Source organism: Micromonospora sp. NPDC023966 (assembly GCF_040639095.1).
In the GTDB taxonomy this organism is placed as follows: Bacteria; Actinomycetota; Actinomycetes; order Mycobacteriales; family Micromonosporaceae; genus Micromonospora.
Genome location: NZ_JBEZZJ010000025.1, coordinates 1 through 18,125, shown reverse-complemented (window position 1 = coordinate 18,125; position 18,125 = coordinate 1). Strand labels below are relative to the sequence as shown.

Genomic DNA, 18,125 nt, shown 5'->3' with positions numbered 1-18,125 from the left:
CTGGTGGACGGCCGGCTGGACCGCTACCTCGGTCAACTCACCCGGGCGCTGGTCCGTCCCGCGCCCGCCCTCCGGGACACGTCGGCGGTGCCGGTGCCCCGTGCGGGAGAATGGTCAACCGTGCCCGCCTCTGACGCGCCGGTGACCGGCGCACCCGCCAGTTCCGGCGGTGCCGCGGCCCCCGGCCCGGCCCGCCCCTCCCGGCTCGACCCTGCCATCGCGGCCCGGTTGCGCCGCAACCCCGACGGCCTGGTGGCCGCGGTGGTCCGCGCGCACGACTCGGGCGAGGTGCTGATGGTCGCCTGGATGGACGACGAGGCGTTGCACCGCACGCTGACCACCGGCCGGGCCACCTACTGGTCGCGCAGCCGGCAGGAGTACTGGGTCAAGGGCGCCACCTCCGGCCACCACCAGTACGTCCGCTCGGTGGCGCTGGACTGCGACGGCGACGCGCTGCTGGTCAGCGTCGAACAGGTGGGTGCGGCCTGCCACACCGGGCACCGCACCTGCTTCTTCACCGAGCTGCCGGTCGGCTCCACGGAGGCGACCTCATGACCGACGGCACGGTCAGCCCCGACCAGGGCACCTTCGCCGACCTGGCGGCCCGCTGGCGGGTCGTGCCGGTCACCCGGCGGCTGCTCGCCGACGCGGAGACCCCGGTCGGCGTCTACCGCAAGCTCGCCGGCGGCCCCGGCACGTTCCTGCTGGAGTCCGCCGAGCAGGGCGTCGGCTCGGCGGGGATGGCCTGGTCGCGCTACTCCTTCATCGGGGTGCGCAGCAGCGCCACGCTGACCGAGCGGGACGGCGCGGCCGTCTGGGCCGGCGAGCCGCCCGCCGGGGTGCCGGTCGACGGCGACCCGGTGACCGCGCTCCGGGAGACCGTCGCCGCGCTGGCCGGCCCGGCCTGGGACCCGGCCAGCGGCATGCCGCCGCTCACCGGCGGGATGGTCGGCTACCTCGGCTACGACCTGGTCCGCCGCTTCGAGCGGCTGCCCGAGCTGACCGAGGACGAGCTCGACGTGCCCGAGCTGGGCATGATGCTCGCCACCGACCTGGTGGTGCTCGACCACTACGACGGCTCGGCGATCCTGGTGGCCAACGCGGTGCTGCCTCCGCTCGACGCGCCCGACCGGGCGTCGCTGGTGGCGGCCGCCTATCACCACGCGGTGGGGCGGCTGGACGCCATGACCACCGCGCTGTCCCGACCGATTCCGCCCATGATCTCGACGGTCGCCCGGCCCGGCGTCGGCGAGGTGGTCAGCCGGACGCCGGAGGGCAGCTACCCGAAGGCGGTGGAGGCGGCCAAGGAGGCGATCCGGGCCGGCGAGGGCTTCCAGATCGTGCTCAGCCAGCGCTTCGAGCGCCCCACCCACGCCGACCCGCTCGACGTCTACCGGGTGCTGCGCACCACCAACCCCAGCCCGTACATGTACCTGCTGCGCTTCGACGGCTTCGACATCGTCGGCTCCTCGCCGGAGGCGCACCTCAAGGTGAGCACCGCCGCCGACGGGCGGCGCCGGGCGCTGCTGCACCCGATCGCGGGCACCCGGCCGCGCGGCGGCTCCCCGGAGGCCGACGCCCGGCTCGCCGCCGAACTGCTCGCCGACCCGAAGGAGCGCGCCGAGCACGTCATGCTGGTCGACCTGGGCCGCAACGACCTGGGCCGGGTGTGCCGGCCGGGCACGGTCGAGGTGCCGGAGTTCGCCACCATCGAGCGGTACAGCCACGTCATGCACATCGTCTCCACGGTCGTCGGCGAGCTGCGGGAGGACCGCACCGCCTTCGACGCGCTCGCCGCGACCTTCCCCGCCGGCACCCTCTCCGGCGCCCCCAAGGTGCGGGCCATGGAGATCATCGAGGAGCTGGAGCCGGTCCGTCGTGGCCTCTACGGCGGCACCGTCGGCTACTTCGGCTTCGGCGGCGACCTGGACATGGCGATCGCCATCCGCACCGCGCTGATCCGCGACGGCCGGGCCTACGTCCAGGCCGGGGCCGGGGTGGTGGCCGACTCCGATCCGGCCGCCGAGGACCAGGAGACCCGGAACAAGGCCGCCGCCGTGCTGGCCGCGATCGCCGCCGCCGAGACGCTGCGGCCCGCCCGATGAGCGCGTCGACCGGCGTGCCCGCCGCCCGGGGCCGGCGCGAGCTGACGTACGCCGTGCTGCTCTGCCTGGCCGGCGCGGGCCTCGCGTTCTGGGCGGTGACCCGGACCTGGTCGGTCGAGCTGACCGCCCGCGGCTCGCTGCCGCCCGCCCGGCACGCCCGCACCGGCGCGGAGCTGCTGCCCTGGGTGTCGGCCCTGGCCCTGGTCGGGCTGGCCGGCGGCGGCGCGGTGCTGGCCACCGGGGGGCGGGTCCGGCGGCTGCTGGGCGGCCTGCTGACCCTGCTCGGGCTGGGCGTGGCGGCCGGCGGCGGCTACGGCCTGACCGGGTCCGGGGTGAGCCGGCAGTGGCCGGCGCTGGTGCTGGTGGGCGGACTGGTCCTGGTGGCCGGCGCGCTGCTCACCCTGCTGCGCGGTGCCGGCTGGCCGGCGATGGGCGCCCGCTACGAGCGGCGGGCGGCGCGGCCGGCCGAGCCCGCCGGCGCGAACCGGCCGGCGGTCGAGCGGGGCACCCGGGACGCCTGGGAGGCGCTCGACCGGGGCGAGGACCCGACGGTCAGCTGACCGACCGGGCGCCCGTCCCGATCGTCACGTGCCCCGGTCAGCTCACCGGCTGGGCGTCGCGCGCGTCGCGGCGCTCCTGGACCGCGGCGCGCGCGGCGGCCAGCTCGGCCACCAGGCGTTCCAGTTCGCGGCGCTGCGCGGCCCGGGCCCGGTCGGCGCAGACCGCCTCCCAGGCGTTGCCCCGGGCCGTGCGCATCCGGCCGTCGCCGGCCACGGCGCGTTCGAGAGTGTGCACCACGCTGACGGCGAGCGAGGCGACGCTCCGGGAGATGGTGGTGAATCCGAGAGTCTGGTTCGGACCGTTGGCGCTCATGGTCACTCCGCACGAGATCGTTAGCGGCGGTCGACGGCCGCCGCATCGAGTCTGCCCGAGGACGATGCTGCCGGGCTCACGTTTCGCCCCCGTGACGCACAGGTCAACTCTGTGGCAGCCGGCCCGACCTGGGTAGGGACCTTCGTCCTTGAGCTTGCTCACAACATCGACGGCCGTCGCAGTCCTGCGCGGACGGGGCGGCCGTGGTGAGATGGGTCATGGGCGGCGGTCGATGTGGCGGCCGGAGGCGCGGGACGCGCCCGGGCGACGCCGGTCGATGGGCGCGGTGGCGCTGCGTGACACCGCGTTCACCCGAAGTCGGTCATCATGCCACAGCCCATTTCGTGAGGAGCGCCATACCCCCGGCGCTTGTCGCCAGGTGGCGCCCCCTAGCATCGGCCCATGACACCCGGAGAGGGGAGTCCGTTGGTGACTGCTGAGCATGCGCACGCGGAGGGGGACGAGGCCGGATCGGCGGCGTCCGCAAGCGTGCTCGACGAGATCCTGGCCGGCGTCCGCGAGGACGTGGCCCGGCGACAGGAGCAGGTTCCGCTCGAGCGGATCCGCGAGCTGGCCGCCGCCGCGCCACCGCCGCTGGACGCGTACGCCGCGCTGCGCCGGCCCGGCGTGGCCGTGATCGCCGAGGTAAAGCGCTCGTCGCCGTCGAAGGGGCGGCTGGCCGAGATCGCCGACCCGGCCGACCTGGCCGGCGACTACGCGGCCGGCGGCGCCCGGGCGATCAGCGTGCTCACCGAGGGCCGCTGGTTCGGCGGGTCGCTGGACGACCTGGCCGCGGTCCGCGCCGCGGTGAACGTGCCGGTGCTGCGCAAGGACTTCGTGGTCTCCAGCTACCAGGTGCACGAGGCCCGCGCGCACGGCGCCGACCTGGTGCTGCTGATCGTCGCCGCGCTGGAGCAGAACGTCCTGGTCGGGCTGCTGGAGCGGATCGAGTCCCTGGGCATGTGCGCGCTCGTCGAGGTGCACACCGAGGAGGAGGCCGACCGGGCCATGGAGGCCGGCGCGCAGGTGATCGGCGTCAACGCCCGGGACCTGCGTACCCTGGAGGTCGACCGCTCGGTGTTCGAGCGGATCGCGCCCGGCCTGCCGAGCAGCGTCGTCAAGATCGCCGAATCCGGCGTGCGCGGCCCGCACGACCTGATCCGCTACGCCTCGGCCGGCGCCGACGCGGTCCTGGTGGGCGAGGGCCTGGTCACCCAGAAGAGCCCGCGCGAGGCGGTCGCCGAGCTGGTCAACGCCGGCAACCACCCGGCCACGCCCCGCCCGGTGCGCTGACCCGCGCCGGGTCCCGACACGTCTCGAGAGGACTCCCGCGATGAGCAGTGACGCCGCGGCCCCGGCCGGCCAGCTCCCCGACGCCGCCGGTCACTTCGGCCGGTTCGGTGGCCGGTTCGTCCCCGAGGCCCTGGTCGCCGCGCTCGACGAGCTGGACGCGGCGTACCGGAAGGCGATGACCGACGAGAGCTTCCTCGCCGAGTTCGACGCTCTCCTGCGCGACTATGCCGGCACCCCCTCGCTGCTCTACGAGGCCCGGCGGCTCTCCGCCCAGCTCGGCGCCCGGGTCCTGCTCAAGCGGGAGGACCTCAACCACACCGGGGCGCACAAGGTCCGCAACGTGCTCGGCCAGGCACTGCTCACCAGGCGGATGGGCAAGCAGCGGGTGATCGCGGAGACCGGCGCCGGCCAGCACGGCGTGGCCACCGCCACCGCCGCTGCCCTGTTCGACCTCGAGTGCGTGGTCTACATGGGCGAGGTGGACACCGAGCGGCAGGCGCTCAACGTGGCCCGGATGCGGATGCTCGGTGCCACCGTCGTCCCGGTCACCACCGGCTCGCGGACTCTCAAGGACGCGATGAACGAGGCGATGCGGGACTGGGTCGCCAACGTCGACAGCACCCACTACCTGATCGGCACCGCCGCCGGCCCGCACCCCTTCCCCGAGATGGTCCGGGACTTCGTCCGCGGCATCGGCGTGGAGGCCCGCCAGCAGTGCCTCGACCTCACCGGCGCGCTGCCGGACGCCGTCGCGGCCTGCGTGGGCGGCGGCTCCAACGCGCTGGGCATCTTCCACGCCTTCGTGCCCGACACCGGCGTGCGGCTCTACGGCTTCGAGGCCGGCGGCGAGGGCGTGACGACCGGCCGACACGCGGCCAGCATCACCGGCGGCTCGGCGGGCGTGCTGCACGGCACCCGGACGTACGTGTTGCAGAACGAGGACGGCCAGACGGTCGAGTCGCACTCGATCTCGGCCGGCCTGGACTACCCGGGCGTCGGGCCGGAGCACGCCTGGCTGCACGACAGCGGCCGGGCCACCTACCTGCCCGTCGACGACGACGAGGCGATGGCCGCCTTCGAGCTGCTCTGCCGCACCGAGGGCATCATCCCGGCGATCGAGAGCTCGCACGCGCTCGCCGGCACCCGCAAGATCGCCCCGCAGCTCGCCGCCGAGCTGGGCCGGGAGCCGGTCATCGTGGTCAACCTCTCCGGCCGGGGCGACAAGGACGTGCACACCGCCGGTGGCTACTTCGGCATCCTCGACAAGGAGTGAGAGCGTGAGCCGGATCGGGGTCGCCTTCGACAAGGCCCGGGCCGACGGACGGGCCGTGCTGGTGGGCTGCATGCCGGCCGGCTTCCCGACCGTCGAGGGCAGCATCGCCGCGATGACCGCCATGGTCGAGGCCGGCGTGGACGTCATCGAGGTGGAGATCCCCTACTCCGACCCCGTGATGGACGGCCCGGTCATCCAGAAGGCCAGCGACATCGCCCTGGCCGGGGGCGTACGCACCCGCGACACCCTGCGCATCATCGACGCGGTCGCCGCGACCGGGGCCCCGGTGGTCACCATGACCTACTGGAACCCGATCGAGCAGTACGGCGTCGACGCGTTCGCCCGCGACCTGGCCGCCGCCGGCGGCACCGGCCTGATCACCCCGGACCTGATCCCGGAGGAGGCCGGCGAGTGGCTGGCCGCCTCCGAGGCGCACGGCCTGGACCGGACCTTCCTGGTCTCCCCGTCCTCCACCGACGCCCGGCTGAAGATGACCGCCGAGCACTGCCGCGGCTTCGTCTACGCCACCGCCATCATGGGCGTCACCGGCGCCCGGGCGCGGACCTCCGAGGCGGCCCCGGTCCTGGTCTCCCGGCTGCGCGAGGTCACCGACCTGCCGGTCGGCGTCGGGCTGGGCGTGGGCACCGGAGCCCAGGCGGGCACCGTCGCCGGCTACGCCGACGCGGTGATCGTGGGCAGCGCCCTGATCCGCTGCCTGCTCGACGCCCCCGACCAGGCCGCCGGTCTGACCGCCCTGCGCACCCTCAGCGCCGAACTCGCCGAAGGCGTCCGCAACCCGTCCCGCTGACCTCACGGCCGGGTGGTGCCCACCTCGCCCGCGGCCCGCTGTCCGGGCGGCAAGTGGTGCGCCGGCTCGCGCAGCACGCCGGAGCGGCCGGCGAGGGCGTCGGCGACGGCCGTGCGGGTGGTCGGGGTGAGCGCCTCGGGCAGCGCGTCCGGCGGATGCCAGTCGAGGTGGCAGCCGCCCGCCGCGGTGCCGGCCGGCGCGTCGCCGAGCACCCGCGCCCGGAACACGTGCACCAGCACGTCCGGCAGGGCGCCGCAGTGGCCGGCCCGGGGCGGGGGAGCGGCGGGGTCGCCGAGCCGGTAGAGGCCGACCAGGTCGACCAGCTCGACCTCCCAGCCGGTCTCGGCGCGGATCTCCCGGCGCGCGGCGGCGGGCGGGCTCTCGTCGCGGCGCAGCCGCCCGCCGGGCAGCGCCCAGCGCCGGCCGCCGCCGGACTGCCGGCAGAGCAGCACCCGGCCGGACGGGTCGGTGACGACCGCGGCGACCGCCCAGGTGAGCGCGCTCATGGACAAAGAGCCTACGACCGCGCAAACCAGAAGTCATCCGAGCCGCGAACCCGGCCGGACCGGGGTGCCGCGAGCACGGTCCGCACCGGTACCGTGTGCACCCGTGACCCTCGCCCCGATGACCCCACTGGCGGCCCTGCCCAGCCCCAGCACCGCCGTCTGGCAGCTCGGACCGGTTCCGATCCGGGCGTACGCGCTCTGCATCATCGTCGGCATCGTGGTGGCCTGCGTGGTCACCGAATACCGGCTGCGCCGTCGGGGCGTCGCCCCGGGCGCCGTGCTCGACATCGCCGTCTGGGCGGTGCCCGCCGGCATCGTCGGCGCCCGGATCTACCACGTGATCACCTCGCCGGAGAAATACTTCGGCGCCGACGGCCAGCCCCTCAAGGCGTTCGCTATCTGGGAGGGCGGCCTCGGCATCTGGGGCGCGGTGGCCGGCGGCGCGGTCGGCGCCTGGTTCGCCGCCCGGCAGCTCGGCATCCCGTTCGGTGTGGTGGCCGACGCGCTGGCGCCCGGGATGCCGCTGGCCCAGGCGGTCGGCCGGTTCGGCAACTGGTTCAACAACGAGCTCTACGGCGGGCGCACCAGCCTGCCCTGGGGTCTGGAGGTCCACGTCATGGACCCCGACAACCCGGGGCACGCGCTGCGCGACGACGCGGGCAACCCGGTCCTCCAGCCGGGGCTCTACCACCCGGCCTTCCTCTACGAGGCGCTCTGGAACATCGGCGTCGCCGCGCTGGTCGTGGTCCTCGACCGGAAGCTGCGGCTGGGCCGGGGCCGGGCCTTCGCGCTCTACGTGATGGGCTACACGGCGGGCCGGTTCTGGATCGAGCTGATGCGCACCGACGAGGCCAACCACATCCTCGGCCTGCGGCTCAACGTGTGGACCGCGGCGCTGGTCTTCCTCGGCGCGCTGGTCTACTTCCTGCGGGTGCGCGGGCCGCGCGAATACCTGATCCCGGTCGGTGAGCCGGCCGCCCCGGTCCCGCCCGCGGGCGGCGACGTGTCGCAGGTCGACCTCTCCGCCCGGGAGGCCGGCGCCCGGCCGGTCGCGCCGGAGGGCTACCGGGTGGTGAGCGAGGAGCAGTTCCGCGCGTACCAGGAGACCGGCGAGGTCCCCGCCGAGGAGCCGGCGGCGACCGACGAGCCCGACCGGGACGGGACCGACGAGGGCGCGGCCGCGGAGGCGGCGACCGCTGCGGAGACCGCGGAGCGCGAGCCGGTGGGCGAGCCGGCCGGCGCGGCGCGGCCCGACCCGGACCGGACGGACGAGGACCGGGCCGGCGCCGGCGGCGCCCGCCCCGCCGACCGGGACAGCTGAGCGGGGGAGTCATGCGGAGCGCGGTGGTGGTCGGCGCCGGCCTCGGCGGGTTGGCGGTGGCCGGCGCGCTGGCCCGGTCCGGCTGGCGGGTCACCCTCCTCGAACGGGCCGACCGGGTCCGTCCGGAGGCGACCGCCGTGGTGCTCTGGCCCAACGGGGTACGCGCGCTGCGCGCCCTCGGCCTCGGCGCCGGGCTGGACGCGATCGCCACCCCGCTGCCCGACGGCGGCGTGCGCCGCCCCGACGGGCACTGGCTGGTGCAACCCCGCCCCACCCCGGCCGAGCGGATGCCGGTGGTGGTGCACCGGGAGGACCTGCACGACGCGCTGATCGCGGGGCTGGGCGACCAGGTGGAGCTGCGCACCGGGGTGACCGTGCGGACGGTGCGGGCGGAGCCCGGTGAGCGTCCCGCGGTCGGCGACGGCCGGCACACCGTCGAGGCGGACCTGGTGGTTGCGGCCGACGGCACCGACAGCGAGGTCCGGCGGCAACTCGCCCCGGAAACGAAGGTGGTCAGCTCCGGCTGTGCCGCCTGGCGGGCCGTCATCCCCTGGTACCGGGCCCCGCGGCTCCCCGACGACCAGCCGGTGCACGGCGAGACGCTGGGCGCGGGCTACCGCTTCGTGGCCGCCTCGCTCGGCGACCGGGGCACCGCGGGGGCCTCCCGCCGGGGCGGCATCTACTGGGTGGCCACCGCCGCCGGGGCGCCCCGCCCGGAGCCGCCGGAGACCCAGCTCGCCCTGCTCAAGCGCTGGTACGCGGGCTGGCCCGCACCGATCGGCACGCTGCTCGACGCGACCGACCCGGCCGACCTGGTGCAGCAGGAGATCCGCGAGCTGCGCCCGCTGCCCCGGGCGTACGGCTTCCCGGCCGGGCCGGGCGGGGTGGTGCTGCTCGGCGACGCCGCACACGCCATGCCGCCCCACCTCGGGCAGGGCGCCTGCCTCGCCTTCGAGGACGCGGCCACCCTGGCGGCGCTGCTGCGGGAGTCCCGGCTCCCCGACGCGGTGGCCGCCTACGACCGGCTGCGCCGGCCGCGCGCCGCCACCATGGTGCGGCAGACCCGCCGGATGTCGGCCGTCCTGCAGACCCGGGGCCGGCTGGCCCTGCGGGCCCGCGACGCCGCGCTGGGCACGATCAGCCCCCGGCTGCGCAGCACGGCCGCGGCAGCCGCCGCCTCCTGGCACCCGCCGGCCTGACCCCGGCCCTTCCGTCAGGAAAGCGCATCGCCCCGGGTCGGGGCGGGAGTCAGCCGAGCACGGCCGTGGGCTCGGCGATGCAGGCGGTGCCGACGCGGCGGAAGCCGACCCGCAGGTAGACCCGGGCGATCTCCTCGCTGCCGGCGGAGAGGAAGATCAGGTCGGTGCCGGCGGCGCGCAGCCCGTGGGCGAGGGTGGCGGTCACCGCCGCGCCAAGGCCACGCCGGCGGGCGGCCGGCAGCGTGGCCACCCCGGCGATCTCCGCGACGTCGTCGACCCGCATGGCCATCCCACTGGCCAGCGCCCCCTCGGCGGGGGTCTCGGCGAGCACCGAGATGCGCCGGCCGTCGGCGATGCGGAGCGCCTCCTCCTCCAGCGCGGCCACGTCCAGCCGGGAGACCGCGGCGTCCCGTTCGGCCGGGCCCGCCTGGCCGCGCGCCGTGCCGCCGTGCGAGAAGCCGACCGCGGCGACGGCGCGGCGCAGCGCCACGTCCGCGGCGAAGCTCGGGTCGGCGGGGTTGAGGACCCGCACCGGTACGTCGCTGAGCGTCGCCGGGTCGGGCAGGCGGTCCGGCTCCAGCACCATGAGCGGCGCCTCCAGCACGCTCAGCCCGGCCGAGCGGGCCACCGCCAGCAGGTCCGGGGTGACCTCGTGCACCCACTCGAACGCCTCCGGCAGGCCGAGCTCGCGCTGCCGGGCCCGGACCGCGGTCACGTCGGCCAGCGAGGGCGGCCCGCCGGCGTCCAGCCGGGGGCGGGCGTAGAACGGCCAACCGGCCCCGTCCCGGACGAACAGCACGAGGGCGCCGTGTTCCTCCGTCCGGGCCCCGTCCCGGGGCACCGCGTCGTAGAAACGCTCCAACCGGTCGAGCACGTCAGCGCGTACGACATCCACCGCGCGAGACTACATGTCCCAGATTCTGGAAGTGTGATCAATCTGAACTGGCCTTGCGCCGGACGCCCTAACGTAGACTCAATAAAACCCCCGAGGGCCGACGTCGTCCCCACCATGTTCCAACCTGAGTGACGACAGGAGGCCCGGTGGCCTTTCCGTACCCTCACAGCCCCCAGCCGGCCCCGCGGACGACGGGGCTCTACGACCCCGCGCACGAGCACGACGCCTGCGGTGTGGCCTTCGTGGCCGACCTGTACGGGCGCCGCTCGCACGAGGTCGTCGCGAACGGCCTCGGGGCTCTCTGCCGGCTGGACCACCGGGGTGCCCGGGGCGCGGAGCACAACACCGGTGACGGCGCCGGGATCATGATCCAGGTGCCGGACGCGTTCCTCCGCGCGGTGGTCGACTTCCCGTTGCCGCCCGCCGGCCAGTACGCCACCGGCCTGGTCTTCCTGCCCGACGACGACGTGGCCGAGGCCCGGGCGCGCCAGGTGGTGGAGAAGTACGCCCTGGTCGAGGGGGCCGACATCCTCGGTTGGCGGGACGTGCCCACCGACCCGTCCGGCCTCGGCGAGACCGCCCTCGCGGCGATGCCCCGGGTCCGGCAGCTCTTCCTGGCCGCGCACCGGCTCACCGACGCGCCCGCCGGGCCGGCCGGCTCCCCGCTGACCGGGCTCGACCTCGACCGGGTGGCGTTCTGCCTGCGCAAGCAGGTCGAGCGGGAGACCGCCGAGCGGGGCGTGGCGGCCTACTTCCCGTCGCTCTCCGGCCGGACGATGGTCTGGAAGGGCATGCTCACCCCGGACCAGCTCCCGGCGTTCTACCCGGAGCTGACCGACGAGCGGGTGGTCAGCGCGATCGCCCTGGTGCACTCGCGGTTCTCCACCAACACCTTCCCGTCCTGGCCGCTCGCCCACCCCTACCGGTTCATCGCGCACAACGGCGAGATCAACACGATCCGCGGCAACCGGAACTGGATGCAGGCCCGGGAGGCGCTGCTGCGCAGCGCGCGGCTGCCCGGCAACATCCGCCGGGTCTTCCCGGTCTGCACCCCGGCCGCGTCCGACTCGGCCAACTTCGACGAGGTCCTCGAGCTGCTGCACCTGGCCGGCCGGAGCCTGCCGCACGCGGTGCTCATGATGATCCCGGAGGCCTGGGAGAACGACCCGGAGATGCGCGCCGACAAGCGCGCCTTCTACCGCTTCCACGCCAGCCTCATGGAGCCGTGGGACGGCCCCGCCTCGGTCGCGTTCACCGACGGCGAGATCGTCGGCGCGGTGCTGGACCGCAACGGGCTGCGCCCGGGCCGCTGGTGGCGGACCGCCGACGGCCTGGTGGTGCTGGGCAGCGAGGCGGGCGTGCTCGACCTCGACCCGGCCACCGTGGTCGCCAAGGGCCGGCTCCAACCCGGCAAGATGTTCCTGGTCGACACGGTGAACGGGCGGATCGTCTCCGACGACGAGATCAAGACCGAGCTGGCCGCCGCCCGTCCGTACGAGGAGTGGCTGCACGCCGGCCTCATCGAGCTGGACGAGCTGCCCCCGCGCGAGCACATCGTCTACACCCACGACTCGGTACGCCGCCGGCAGCAGACCTTCGGCTACACCGAGGAGGAGCTGAAGATCCTGCTCGCCCCGATGGCCCGCAGCGGCGCGGAGCCGATCGGCTCGATGGGCACGGACACGCCGATCTCCCCGCTCTCCACCCGGCCGCGGCTGCTCTACGACTACTTCCACCAGCTCTTCGCCCAGGTCACCAACCCGCCGCTGGACGCCATCCGGGAGGAGCTGGTGACCAGCCTGGCGTCCACCATCGGGCCGGAGGGCAACCTGCTCGACCCGGGCCCGGCGAGCTGCCGGCAGATCGTGCTGCCGTACCCGGTGATCGACAACGACGAGCTGGCCAAGATCCTCTCCATCGACGAGGACGGCGACCTGCCCGGCTTCAAGGCGGTCCGCGTCTCCGGGCTGTACCGGGTCCGGGACGGCGGGCCCGGCATCAAGGCCCGGCTCACCGAGATCTGCCGGCACGTCTCCGAGGCGATCGAGGACGGCGTGCGCATCCTGGTGCTCTCCGACCGGGACTCCAACGCCGACCTGGCCCCGATCCCGTCGCTGCTGCTCACCGCCGCGGTCCACCAGCACCTGGTGCGGGAGCAGACCCGGACCCAGGTGGCGCTGATCGTCGAGTCCGGCGACTGCCGCGAGGTGCACCACGCGGCCGTGCTGATCGGCTACGGCGCGGCGGCGGTCAACCCGTACCTGGCCTTCGAGTCGGTCGAGGACATGATCTCCACGGGCGCGCTGGCCGGCATGGAGCCGGGCAAGGCGATCCGCAACTACGTCAAGGCGCTCGGCAAGGGCGTCCTGAAGATCATGTCGAAGATGGGCATCTCGACGGTCTCGTCGTACTGCGGCGCGCAGGTCTTCGAGGCGGTCGGCCTGGACACCCGGCTGGTCCAGCGCTACTTCCGGGGCACGCCGAGCACGATCAGCGGCATCGGGCTGGCCGAGATCCACGCCGAGGTCGCCGCCCGGCACACCCTGGCCTGGCCGGCCCCGGGCGGGCGGGCGACCGACCGGCTGGAGGTCGGCGGCGAGTACCAGTGGCGCCGCGAGGGCGAGCTGCACCTGTTCAACCCGGAGACGGTCTTCCTGCTCCAGCACGCCACCCGCAGCCGTCAGTACGACGTCTTCCGGCAGTACACCGCCAAGGTCGACGAGCTGGCCGCGCGGGCCGGCTCGCTGCGCGGGCTGTTCACCCTGCGCAGTGGGGTGCGCCCGCCGGTGCCGCTGGACGAGGTGGAGCCGGCCAGCGAGATCGTCAAGCGGTTCGCCACCGGCGCCATGTCGTACGGGTCGATCTCGGCGGAGGCGCACGAGACCCTGGCCATCGCGATGAACCGCCTCGGCGGCAAGTCGAACACCGGCGAGGGCGGCGAGGACGTCGACCGGCTGCACGACCCGCAGCGCCGCTCGGCGGTCAAGCAGATCGCCAGCGGCCGGTTCGGCGTCACCAGCGAATACCTGGTCAACGCCGACGACCTCCAGATCAAGATGGCCCAGGGCGCGAAGCCCGGCGAGGGCGGCCAGCTGCCCGGCAACAAGGTCTGGCCGTGGATCGCCCGGACCCGGCACGCCACCCCGGGCGTCGGCCTGATCTCCCCGCCGCCGCACCACGACATCTACTCCATCGAGGACCTGGCCCAGCTCGTCCACGACCTGAAGTGCGTCAACCCGGCCGCCCGGGTGCACGTCAAGCTGGTCAGCGAGGTCGGGGTCGGCACCGTGGCGGCCGGCGTGGCCAAGCTGAAGGCCGACGTCATCCTGATCTCCGGCCACGACGGCGGCACCGGCGCCTCGCCGCTCAACTCGCTCAAGCACGCCGGCACCCCCTGGGAGCTGGGCCTGGCCGAGGCGCAGCAGACGCTGCTGCTCAACCGGCTCCGCGACCGGGTCACCGTGCAGGTCGACGGGCAGCTCAAGACCGGCCGGGACGTGCTGGTCGCCGCGCTGCTCGGCGCCGAGGAGTTCGGCTTCGCCACCGCCCCGCTGATCGTCGAGGGCTGCGTGATGATGCGCGTCTGCCACCTCGACACCTGCCCGGTCGGCATCGCCACCCAGAACCCGGTGCTGCGCGAGCGCTTCACCGGCCGGCCCGAGTTCGTGGAGAACTTCTTCCTCTTCCTCGCCGAGGAGGTCCGCGGCTACCTGGCCGAGCTGGGCTTCCGCAGCATCGAGGAGGCGATCGGCCGCACCGAGCTGCTCGACGTCGCCGGTGCGATCGACCACTGGAAGGGCCACGGGCTCGACCTCAGCCGGGTGCTGCACCTGCCCGAGCTGCCCGAGGGCGCCGCCCGGCGTGGCGTCCGGGCCCAGGACCACGGCCTGGAGCTGGCGCTGGACAACCAGCTCATCGCCCTGGCCGAGCCGGCGCTGCGCGACGGCACCCCGGTCCGGGTCGAGGTGGCCGTGCGCAACGAGCACCGCAGCGTGGGCGCGATGCTCGGCGGCGAGGTGACCCGCCGCTTCGGCGGCGCCGGGCTGCCCGACGACACCGTCGAGTTCCTGCTGCACGGCACCGCCGGCCAGTCGTTCGGCGCGTTCCTGCCGCGCGGGGTCACCCTGCGCCTGCACGGCGACGCCAACGACTACGTCGGCAAGGGCCTCTCCGGCGGGCGGCTCGTCATCCGCCCGGATTCCGCCGCGCCGTTCGCCGGCGCGGACGCCGACCCCGGCCGGCGCGCCGAGGACCAGATCATCGCCGGCAACACCATCCTGTACGGCGCCACCGGCGGCGAGGTCTTCCTGCGCGGCCGGGTCGGCGAGCGGTTCGCGGTGCGCAACTCCGGCGCGGTGGCCGTCGTCGAGGGCGTCGGCGACCACGGCTGCGAGTACATGACCGGCGGCACCGTGGTGGTGCTCGGGCCGACCGGGCGCAACTTCGCCGCCGGCATGTCCGGCGGCACCGCCTTCGTGCACCGGCTGGACCGGCGCCTGGTCAACGCCGAGCTGGTCGACCTGTCGCCGCTGCGCGAGGAGGAGCGCGACCGGCTGCACGAGCTGGTCCAGCGGCACTTCGCCGAGACCGACTCGGCGGTCGCCGAGGAGCTGCTCAAGCGCTGGCCGGAGGCGGTGGAGGAGTTCACCGCCGTGGTGCCCCGGGACTACCGCCGGGTGCTGGAGATCATGCGGGCCGCCGAAGCCGCCGGCCGTGACGTCGACGACGCGGTGATGAGCGCCCTCTCGGCGCCGCCGGCCGCGCCGCTGCCGCCCGCCCCGCGGGCGGTCGCCCAGGAGGTGGCTCGTGCCTGACCCGAACGGTTTCCTGCGCTACGAGCGGCGGCTGCCGGCCCGCCGCCCGGTGCCGGTGCGGATCATGGACTGGCGGGAGGTCTACCCGCCGGCCGGCGAGGAGCTGATCCGCGAGCAGGCAACCCGCTGCATGGACTGCGGCATCCCGTTCTGCCACGACGGCTGCCCGCTCGGCAACCGGATCCCGGACTGGAACGACCTGGTCCGCACCGGCGGCTGGGACGCCGCGGTGGAGTCGCTGCACGCCACCAACAACTTCCCCGAGTTCACCGGCCGGCTCTGCCCGGCGCCCTGCGAGGCGGCCTGCGTGCTGGGCCTGGGCGGCCAGCAGCCGGTCACCATCAAGCAGGTCGAGGTGGAGATCGCCGACGCCGCGGTGGCCCGGGGCGGGCTGCGCCCGCAGCCGGCGCCGGCCCCGACCGGGCGGTCCGTCGCCGTGGTCGGCTCCGGCCCCGCCGGGCTCGCCGCCGCACAGCAGCTCGCCCGGGCCGGCCACGCCGTCACCGTGTACGAGCGGGACGACGCGCTCGGCGGCCTGCTCCGCTACGGCATCCCCGACTTCAAGCTGGAGAAGCGGCACATCGACCGGCGGCTGGCCCAGCTCGCCGCCGAGGGCGTGCGCTTCCGCACCGGGGTGGACGTCGGCGTCGACGTCACCGCCGAGCAGTTGCGCGCCGAGCACGACGCGGTGCTGCTCGCCTGCGGCGCGCTCCAGGGCCGCGACACCCCGGAGACACCCGGGCGGGCGCTGCGCGGCGTACACCAGGCCATGGCGCACCTGGTGGCCGCCAACCGGGTGGTCGCGGCGGCCGGTGCGGGTCAACCCGCCCTGGCCACCCTCCCGGACGGCAGCCCGATCGACGCGGCCGGCAAGCACGTGGTGATCATCGGCGGCGGCGACACCGCCGCCGACTGCCTCGGCGTGGCCCACCGCCAGGGTGCGGCCGGCGTGCACCAGCTCGACCTCTACCCGGAGCCCCCGGCCGACCGGGACGCGGCCCGCGACCCGTGGCCCACCTGGCCGTGGGTGCTGCGCAGCTACCCGGCGCACGAGGAGGGCGGCGAGCGGGTCTTCGCGGTGGCGGTGCAGGAGTTCGTCGACGACGGCACCGGCCAGGTCCGGGCGGTCCGGATCGCCGAGGTGACGGTCGAGAAGGTGGACGGCCGCCGGATCGTCACCGCCCTGCCCGGCTCGGAGCGGGAGATCCCGGCCGACCTGGTGCTGCTCGCCATCGGCTTCGAGGGCACCGAGGAGCAGCCGCTGCTGACCCAGTTCGGGGTGACCCGCAACGGCCGGGCCGCGGTCGACGCCCGCCCCGACTGGCAGACCGACGCCGACGGGGTGTTCGTCGCCGGGGACATGCACCGGGGCGCCTCGCTGATCGTCTGGGCGATCGCCGAGGGCCGGGCCGCCGCCGCGGCCATCCACGCCCACCTGGGCGGGGTCGGGACGCTGCCCGCGCCGGTCGACCCGGCCCGGCAGCCCCTGGCAGCCCGCTGACCCGACGCTCACCGACACCCCGGTCCCCGGCGGACCGGGGTGTCGGCCGTCGCTGTCCGGTTCGTGCCCGGCCCGCCCCGGACGCCCAGCCTCCCGGGTGAACCCTCTCACCAACTGTCGTCGGGAGGTTTACCGGCCGCCAGACTTGGCCGCTGGCCGGACCCGTGTGGGGTCCGGCTTCGTCGTGCCACCGTCTGGACGGGGAAACACTCATGGCCCTCGGCGCCACGTTCGCCGCGCTGCGCCACCGCAACTACCGGATCTGGGCCGCGGCCGGGTTCGTGTCGGTCATCGGGACCTGGATGCAGGTCCTCGGCGTCAACTGGTACGTGCTGGCCGAAACCGGGTCGGCCACCTCGATGGGGTTCACCGTCCTGCTCCAGGCGCTGCCCACCCTGGTGCTGAGCGTCTGGGGTGGCGCGCTGGCCGACCGCGTACCCGCCAAGCCGCTGCTGATCGCCGCCCAGGCCGCGCACGCGCTGCTCGCCGCCGGGCTGGCCGTGGTCGCCGTCACCGGTGCCGGCGGCCTCCCGGCGATCTACGCGATCTCGCTGGGCACCGGGGCCGTCTCGGCCATCGAGGGGCCGGTGATGGGCCGCTGGGCGTCCACGCTGGTGGACCGGGAGACGCTCGGCAACGCCCTCGCGCTCGGCTCGCTCACCAACTCCGCCGGGCGGATCCTCGGCATGAGCCTCGGCGCCGTCGTGGTCGCCGTCGTCGGCCCGGCGCTGCTCTTCGCCGCGAACGCCGTCAGCTTCGTCGCGGTCGTCGTGGCGCTGTTCGCCGTACGCGAGGGGGAGCGGGACGGCGGCGTGGCCGCGCCGGCCGACGCGGCGCCGGGCGACGGCGGCATCCGGGCCGGCTTCCGCTACCTGCGACGCCAGCCGGTGGTGCTGGTGGCCCTGGCGCTCTCCTTCGTGCTCGGCAGCCTGGGCCGCAACTACCAGGTCACCATGGCCGCGATGAGCGACGGGCCGCTGCACGGCGGCGCGTCCGGCTACGGCTTTCTCTCCACCGTCTTCGCCGTCGGCACGGTGCTCGGCGCCCTGTTCGCGGCCCGCCGCGCGGACCTCGGCTACGCGGTGCTGGTCGGAGCGGGCCTGCTGGCCAGCGGGCTGCAGATCGTCGCCGGGCTGGCCCCGGGCACGCTGAGCTTCGCCGCGGTGATCCTGCCGGTGGCGGCCGCGGCGGTGGTCATCGACACCACGGTCGGCGCCCGGGCCCAGCTCGACACCGACTACGCCATGCGCGGGCGGGTGCTGGCCGCCCTGGCGGTCACCGGCTCGGTCTCCGCGGCCGTGGGCGCCCCGCTGCTCGGCTGGTTCGCCGAGCACGCCGGCCCCCGGCAGACCCTGGTGCTGGCCGGCACGGTCACCGCCGTGGCCACCGCGGCGGCCGGGGTGACCCTGGACCGGCTGCGCGAGCGCCGGCTGCGTCACCGGCTCACCCTGGTGCTGGCCGCGCCCGCCGCCCGCCCGGTCCGCCGGGCCGCCGCCACCGCCGCCCGGGTCGTCCGCCCGGCCGGCGCGGGGCTGGG

At 75.4% G+C, this 18,125-nt stretch carries 14 protein-coding genes; 11 read left to right on the top strand and 3 right to left on the bottom strand.

Going from position 1 to position 18,125, the window contains the following annotated elements:
• Window positions 1-120 precede the first annotated feature (120 nt).
• Genes hisI through AB0F68_RS25520 form a run of 3 tightly spaced genes read left to right on the top strand, consistent with a single transcriptional unit; the run spans window position 121 to window position 2,665 of the window.
• Window positions 121-555, top strand: coding sequence for a phosphoribosyl-AMP cyclohydrolase (hisI, locus tag AB0F68_RS25530; RefSeq protein ID WP_357342782.1), 435 nt, complete (start codon window positions 121-123; stop codon window positions 553-555).
• Window positions 552-2,105, top strand: coding sequence for an anthranilate synthase component I (locus AB0F68_RS25525; RefSeq protein WP_357342657.1), 1,554 nt, complete (start codon window positions 552-554; stop codon window positions 2,103-2,105). Before hisI ends, AB0F68_RS25525 begins: the two co-directional genes overlap by 4 nt.
• Entirely contained in the window at window positions 2,102-2,665 is a 564-nt protein-coding gene (locus AB0F68_RS25520) for a Trp biosynthesis-associated membrane protein (RefSeq protein WP_357342655.1), read from the top strand. Before AB0F68_RS25525 ends, AB0F68_RS25520 begins: the two co-directional genes overlap by 4 nt.
• A 37-nt stretch (window positions 2,666-2,702) precedes the next feature.
• Here AB0F68_RS25520 and AB0F68_RS25515 read toward each other — a convergent pair whose 3' ends face one another.
• Window positions 2,703-2,978: a hypothetical protein gene (locus AB0F68_RS25515; RefSeq protein WP_357342653.1), complete on the bottom strand. Its 276-nt coding sequence runs from the start codon at window positions 2,976-2,978 to the stop codon at window positions 2,703-2,705.
• 489 nt (window positions 2,979-3,467) lie between these two features.
• On the opposite strand from AB0F68_RS25515, the gene trpC reads away from it, so the two are divergent.
• The 3 genes from trpC to trpA are packed head-to-tail and all read left to right on the top strand — an operon-like array spanning window position 3,468 to window position 6,352.
• Entirely contained in the window at window positions 3,468-4,271 is an 804-nt protein-coding gene (trpC, locus tag AB0F68_RS25510) for an indole-3-glycerol phosphate synthase TrpC (RefSeq protein ID WP_210406325.1), read from the top strand.
• A gap of 40 nt (window positions 4,272-4,311) precedes the next feature.
• Entirely contained in the window at window positions 4,312-5,544 is a 1,233-nt protein-coding gene (gene trpB, locus AB0F68_RS25505) for a tryptophan synthase subunit beta (RefSeq protein WP_357342651.1), read from the top strand.
• Window positions 5,545-5,548: 4 nt separating this feature from the next.
• On the top strand, window positions 5,549-6,352 hold the full coding sequence (gene trpA, locus AB0F68_RS25500) for a tryptophan synthase subunit alpha (protein WP_357342649.1): 804 nt from the start codon (window positions 5,549-5,551) through the stop codon (window positions 6,350-6,352).
• A gap of 2 nt (window positions 6,353-6,354) precedes the next feature.
• Here trpA and AB0F68_RS25495 read toward each other — a convergent pair whose 3' ends face one another.
• A complete protein-coding gene (locus AB0F68_RS25495) occupies window positions 6,355-6,858 on the bottom strand; it encodes an NUDIX domain-containing protein (RefSeq protein ID WP_357342647.1) in 504 nt (167 codons plus the stop codon).
• A 103-nt stretch (window positions 6,859-6,961) separates the two neighbouring features.
• On the opposite strand from AB0F68_RS25495, the gene lgt reads away from it, so the two are divergent.
• Window positions 6,962-8,179 carry a prolipoprotein diacylglyceryl transferase gene (gene lgt / locus AB0F68_RS25490; RefSeq protein WP_357342645.1) on the top strand — a complete coding sequence of 406 codons (1,218 nt, stop codon included), beginning with the start codon at window positions 6,962-6,964 and terminating at the stop codon, window positions 8,177-8,179.
• 11 nt (window positions 8,180-8,190) lie between these two features.
• Window positions 8,191-9,378, top strand: a complete 1,188-nt coding sequence (locus tag AB0F68_RS25485; protein ID WP_357342643.1) for an NAD(P)/FAD-dependent oxidoreductase — start codon at window positions 8,191-8,193, stop codon at window positions 9,376-9,378.
• A gap of 49 nt (window positions 9,379-9,427) precedes the next feature.
• Here the strand turns inward: AB0F68_RS25485 and AB0F68_RS25480 are convergent, their stop codons facing one another.
• The gene (locus AB0F68_RS25480) at window positions 9,428-10,273 is read right to left on the bottom strand and encodes a GNAT family N-acetyltransferase (protein ID WP_357342642.1); all 846 of its coding nucleotides are present in this window, start codon (window positions 10,271-10,273) and stop codon (window positions 9,428-9,430) included.
• Between the two features lie 146 nt (window positions 10,274-10,419).
• Here AB0F68_RS25480 and gltB point away from each other — a divergent pair, with 146 nt between their 5' ends.
• The 3 genes from gltB to AB0F68_RS25465 form a co-directional block, all read left to right on the top strand.
• A complete protein-coding gene (gene gltB / locus AB0F68_RS25475) occupies window positions 10,420-15,087 on the top strand; it encodes a glutamate synthase large subunit (RefSeq protein WP_357342640.1) in 4,668 nt (1,555 codons plus the stop codon).
• On the top strand, window positions 15,080-16,588 hold the full coding sequence (locus AB0F68_RS25470; RefSeq protein WP_357342638.1) for a glutamate synthase subunit beta: 1,509 nt from the start codon (window positions 15,080-15,082) through the stop codon (window positions 16,586-16,588). Before gltB ends, AB0F68_RS25470 begins: the two co-directional genes overlap by 8 nt.
• 212 nt (window positions 16,589-16,800) lie before the next feature.
• Window positions 16,801-18,125 (top strand): MFS transporter (locus AB0F68_RS25465; RefSeq protein ID WP_357342636.1); only part of this gene is annotated, 1,325 nt, incomplete at its 3' end.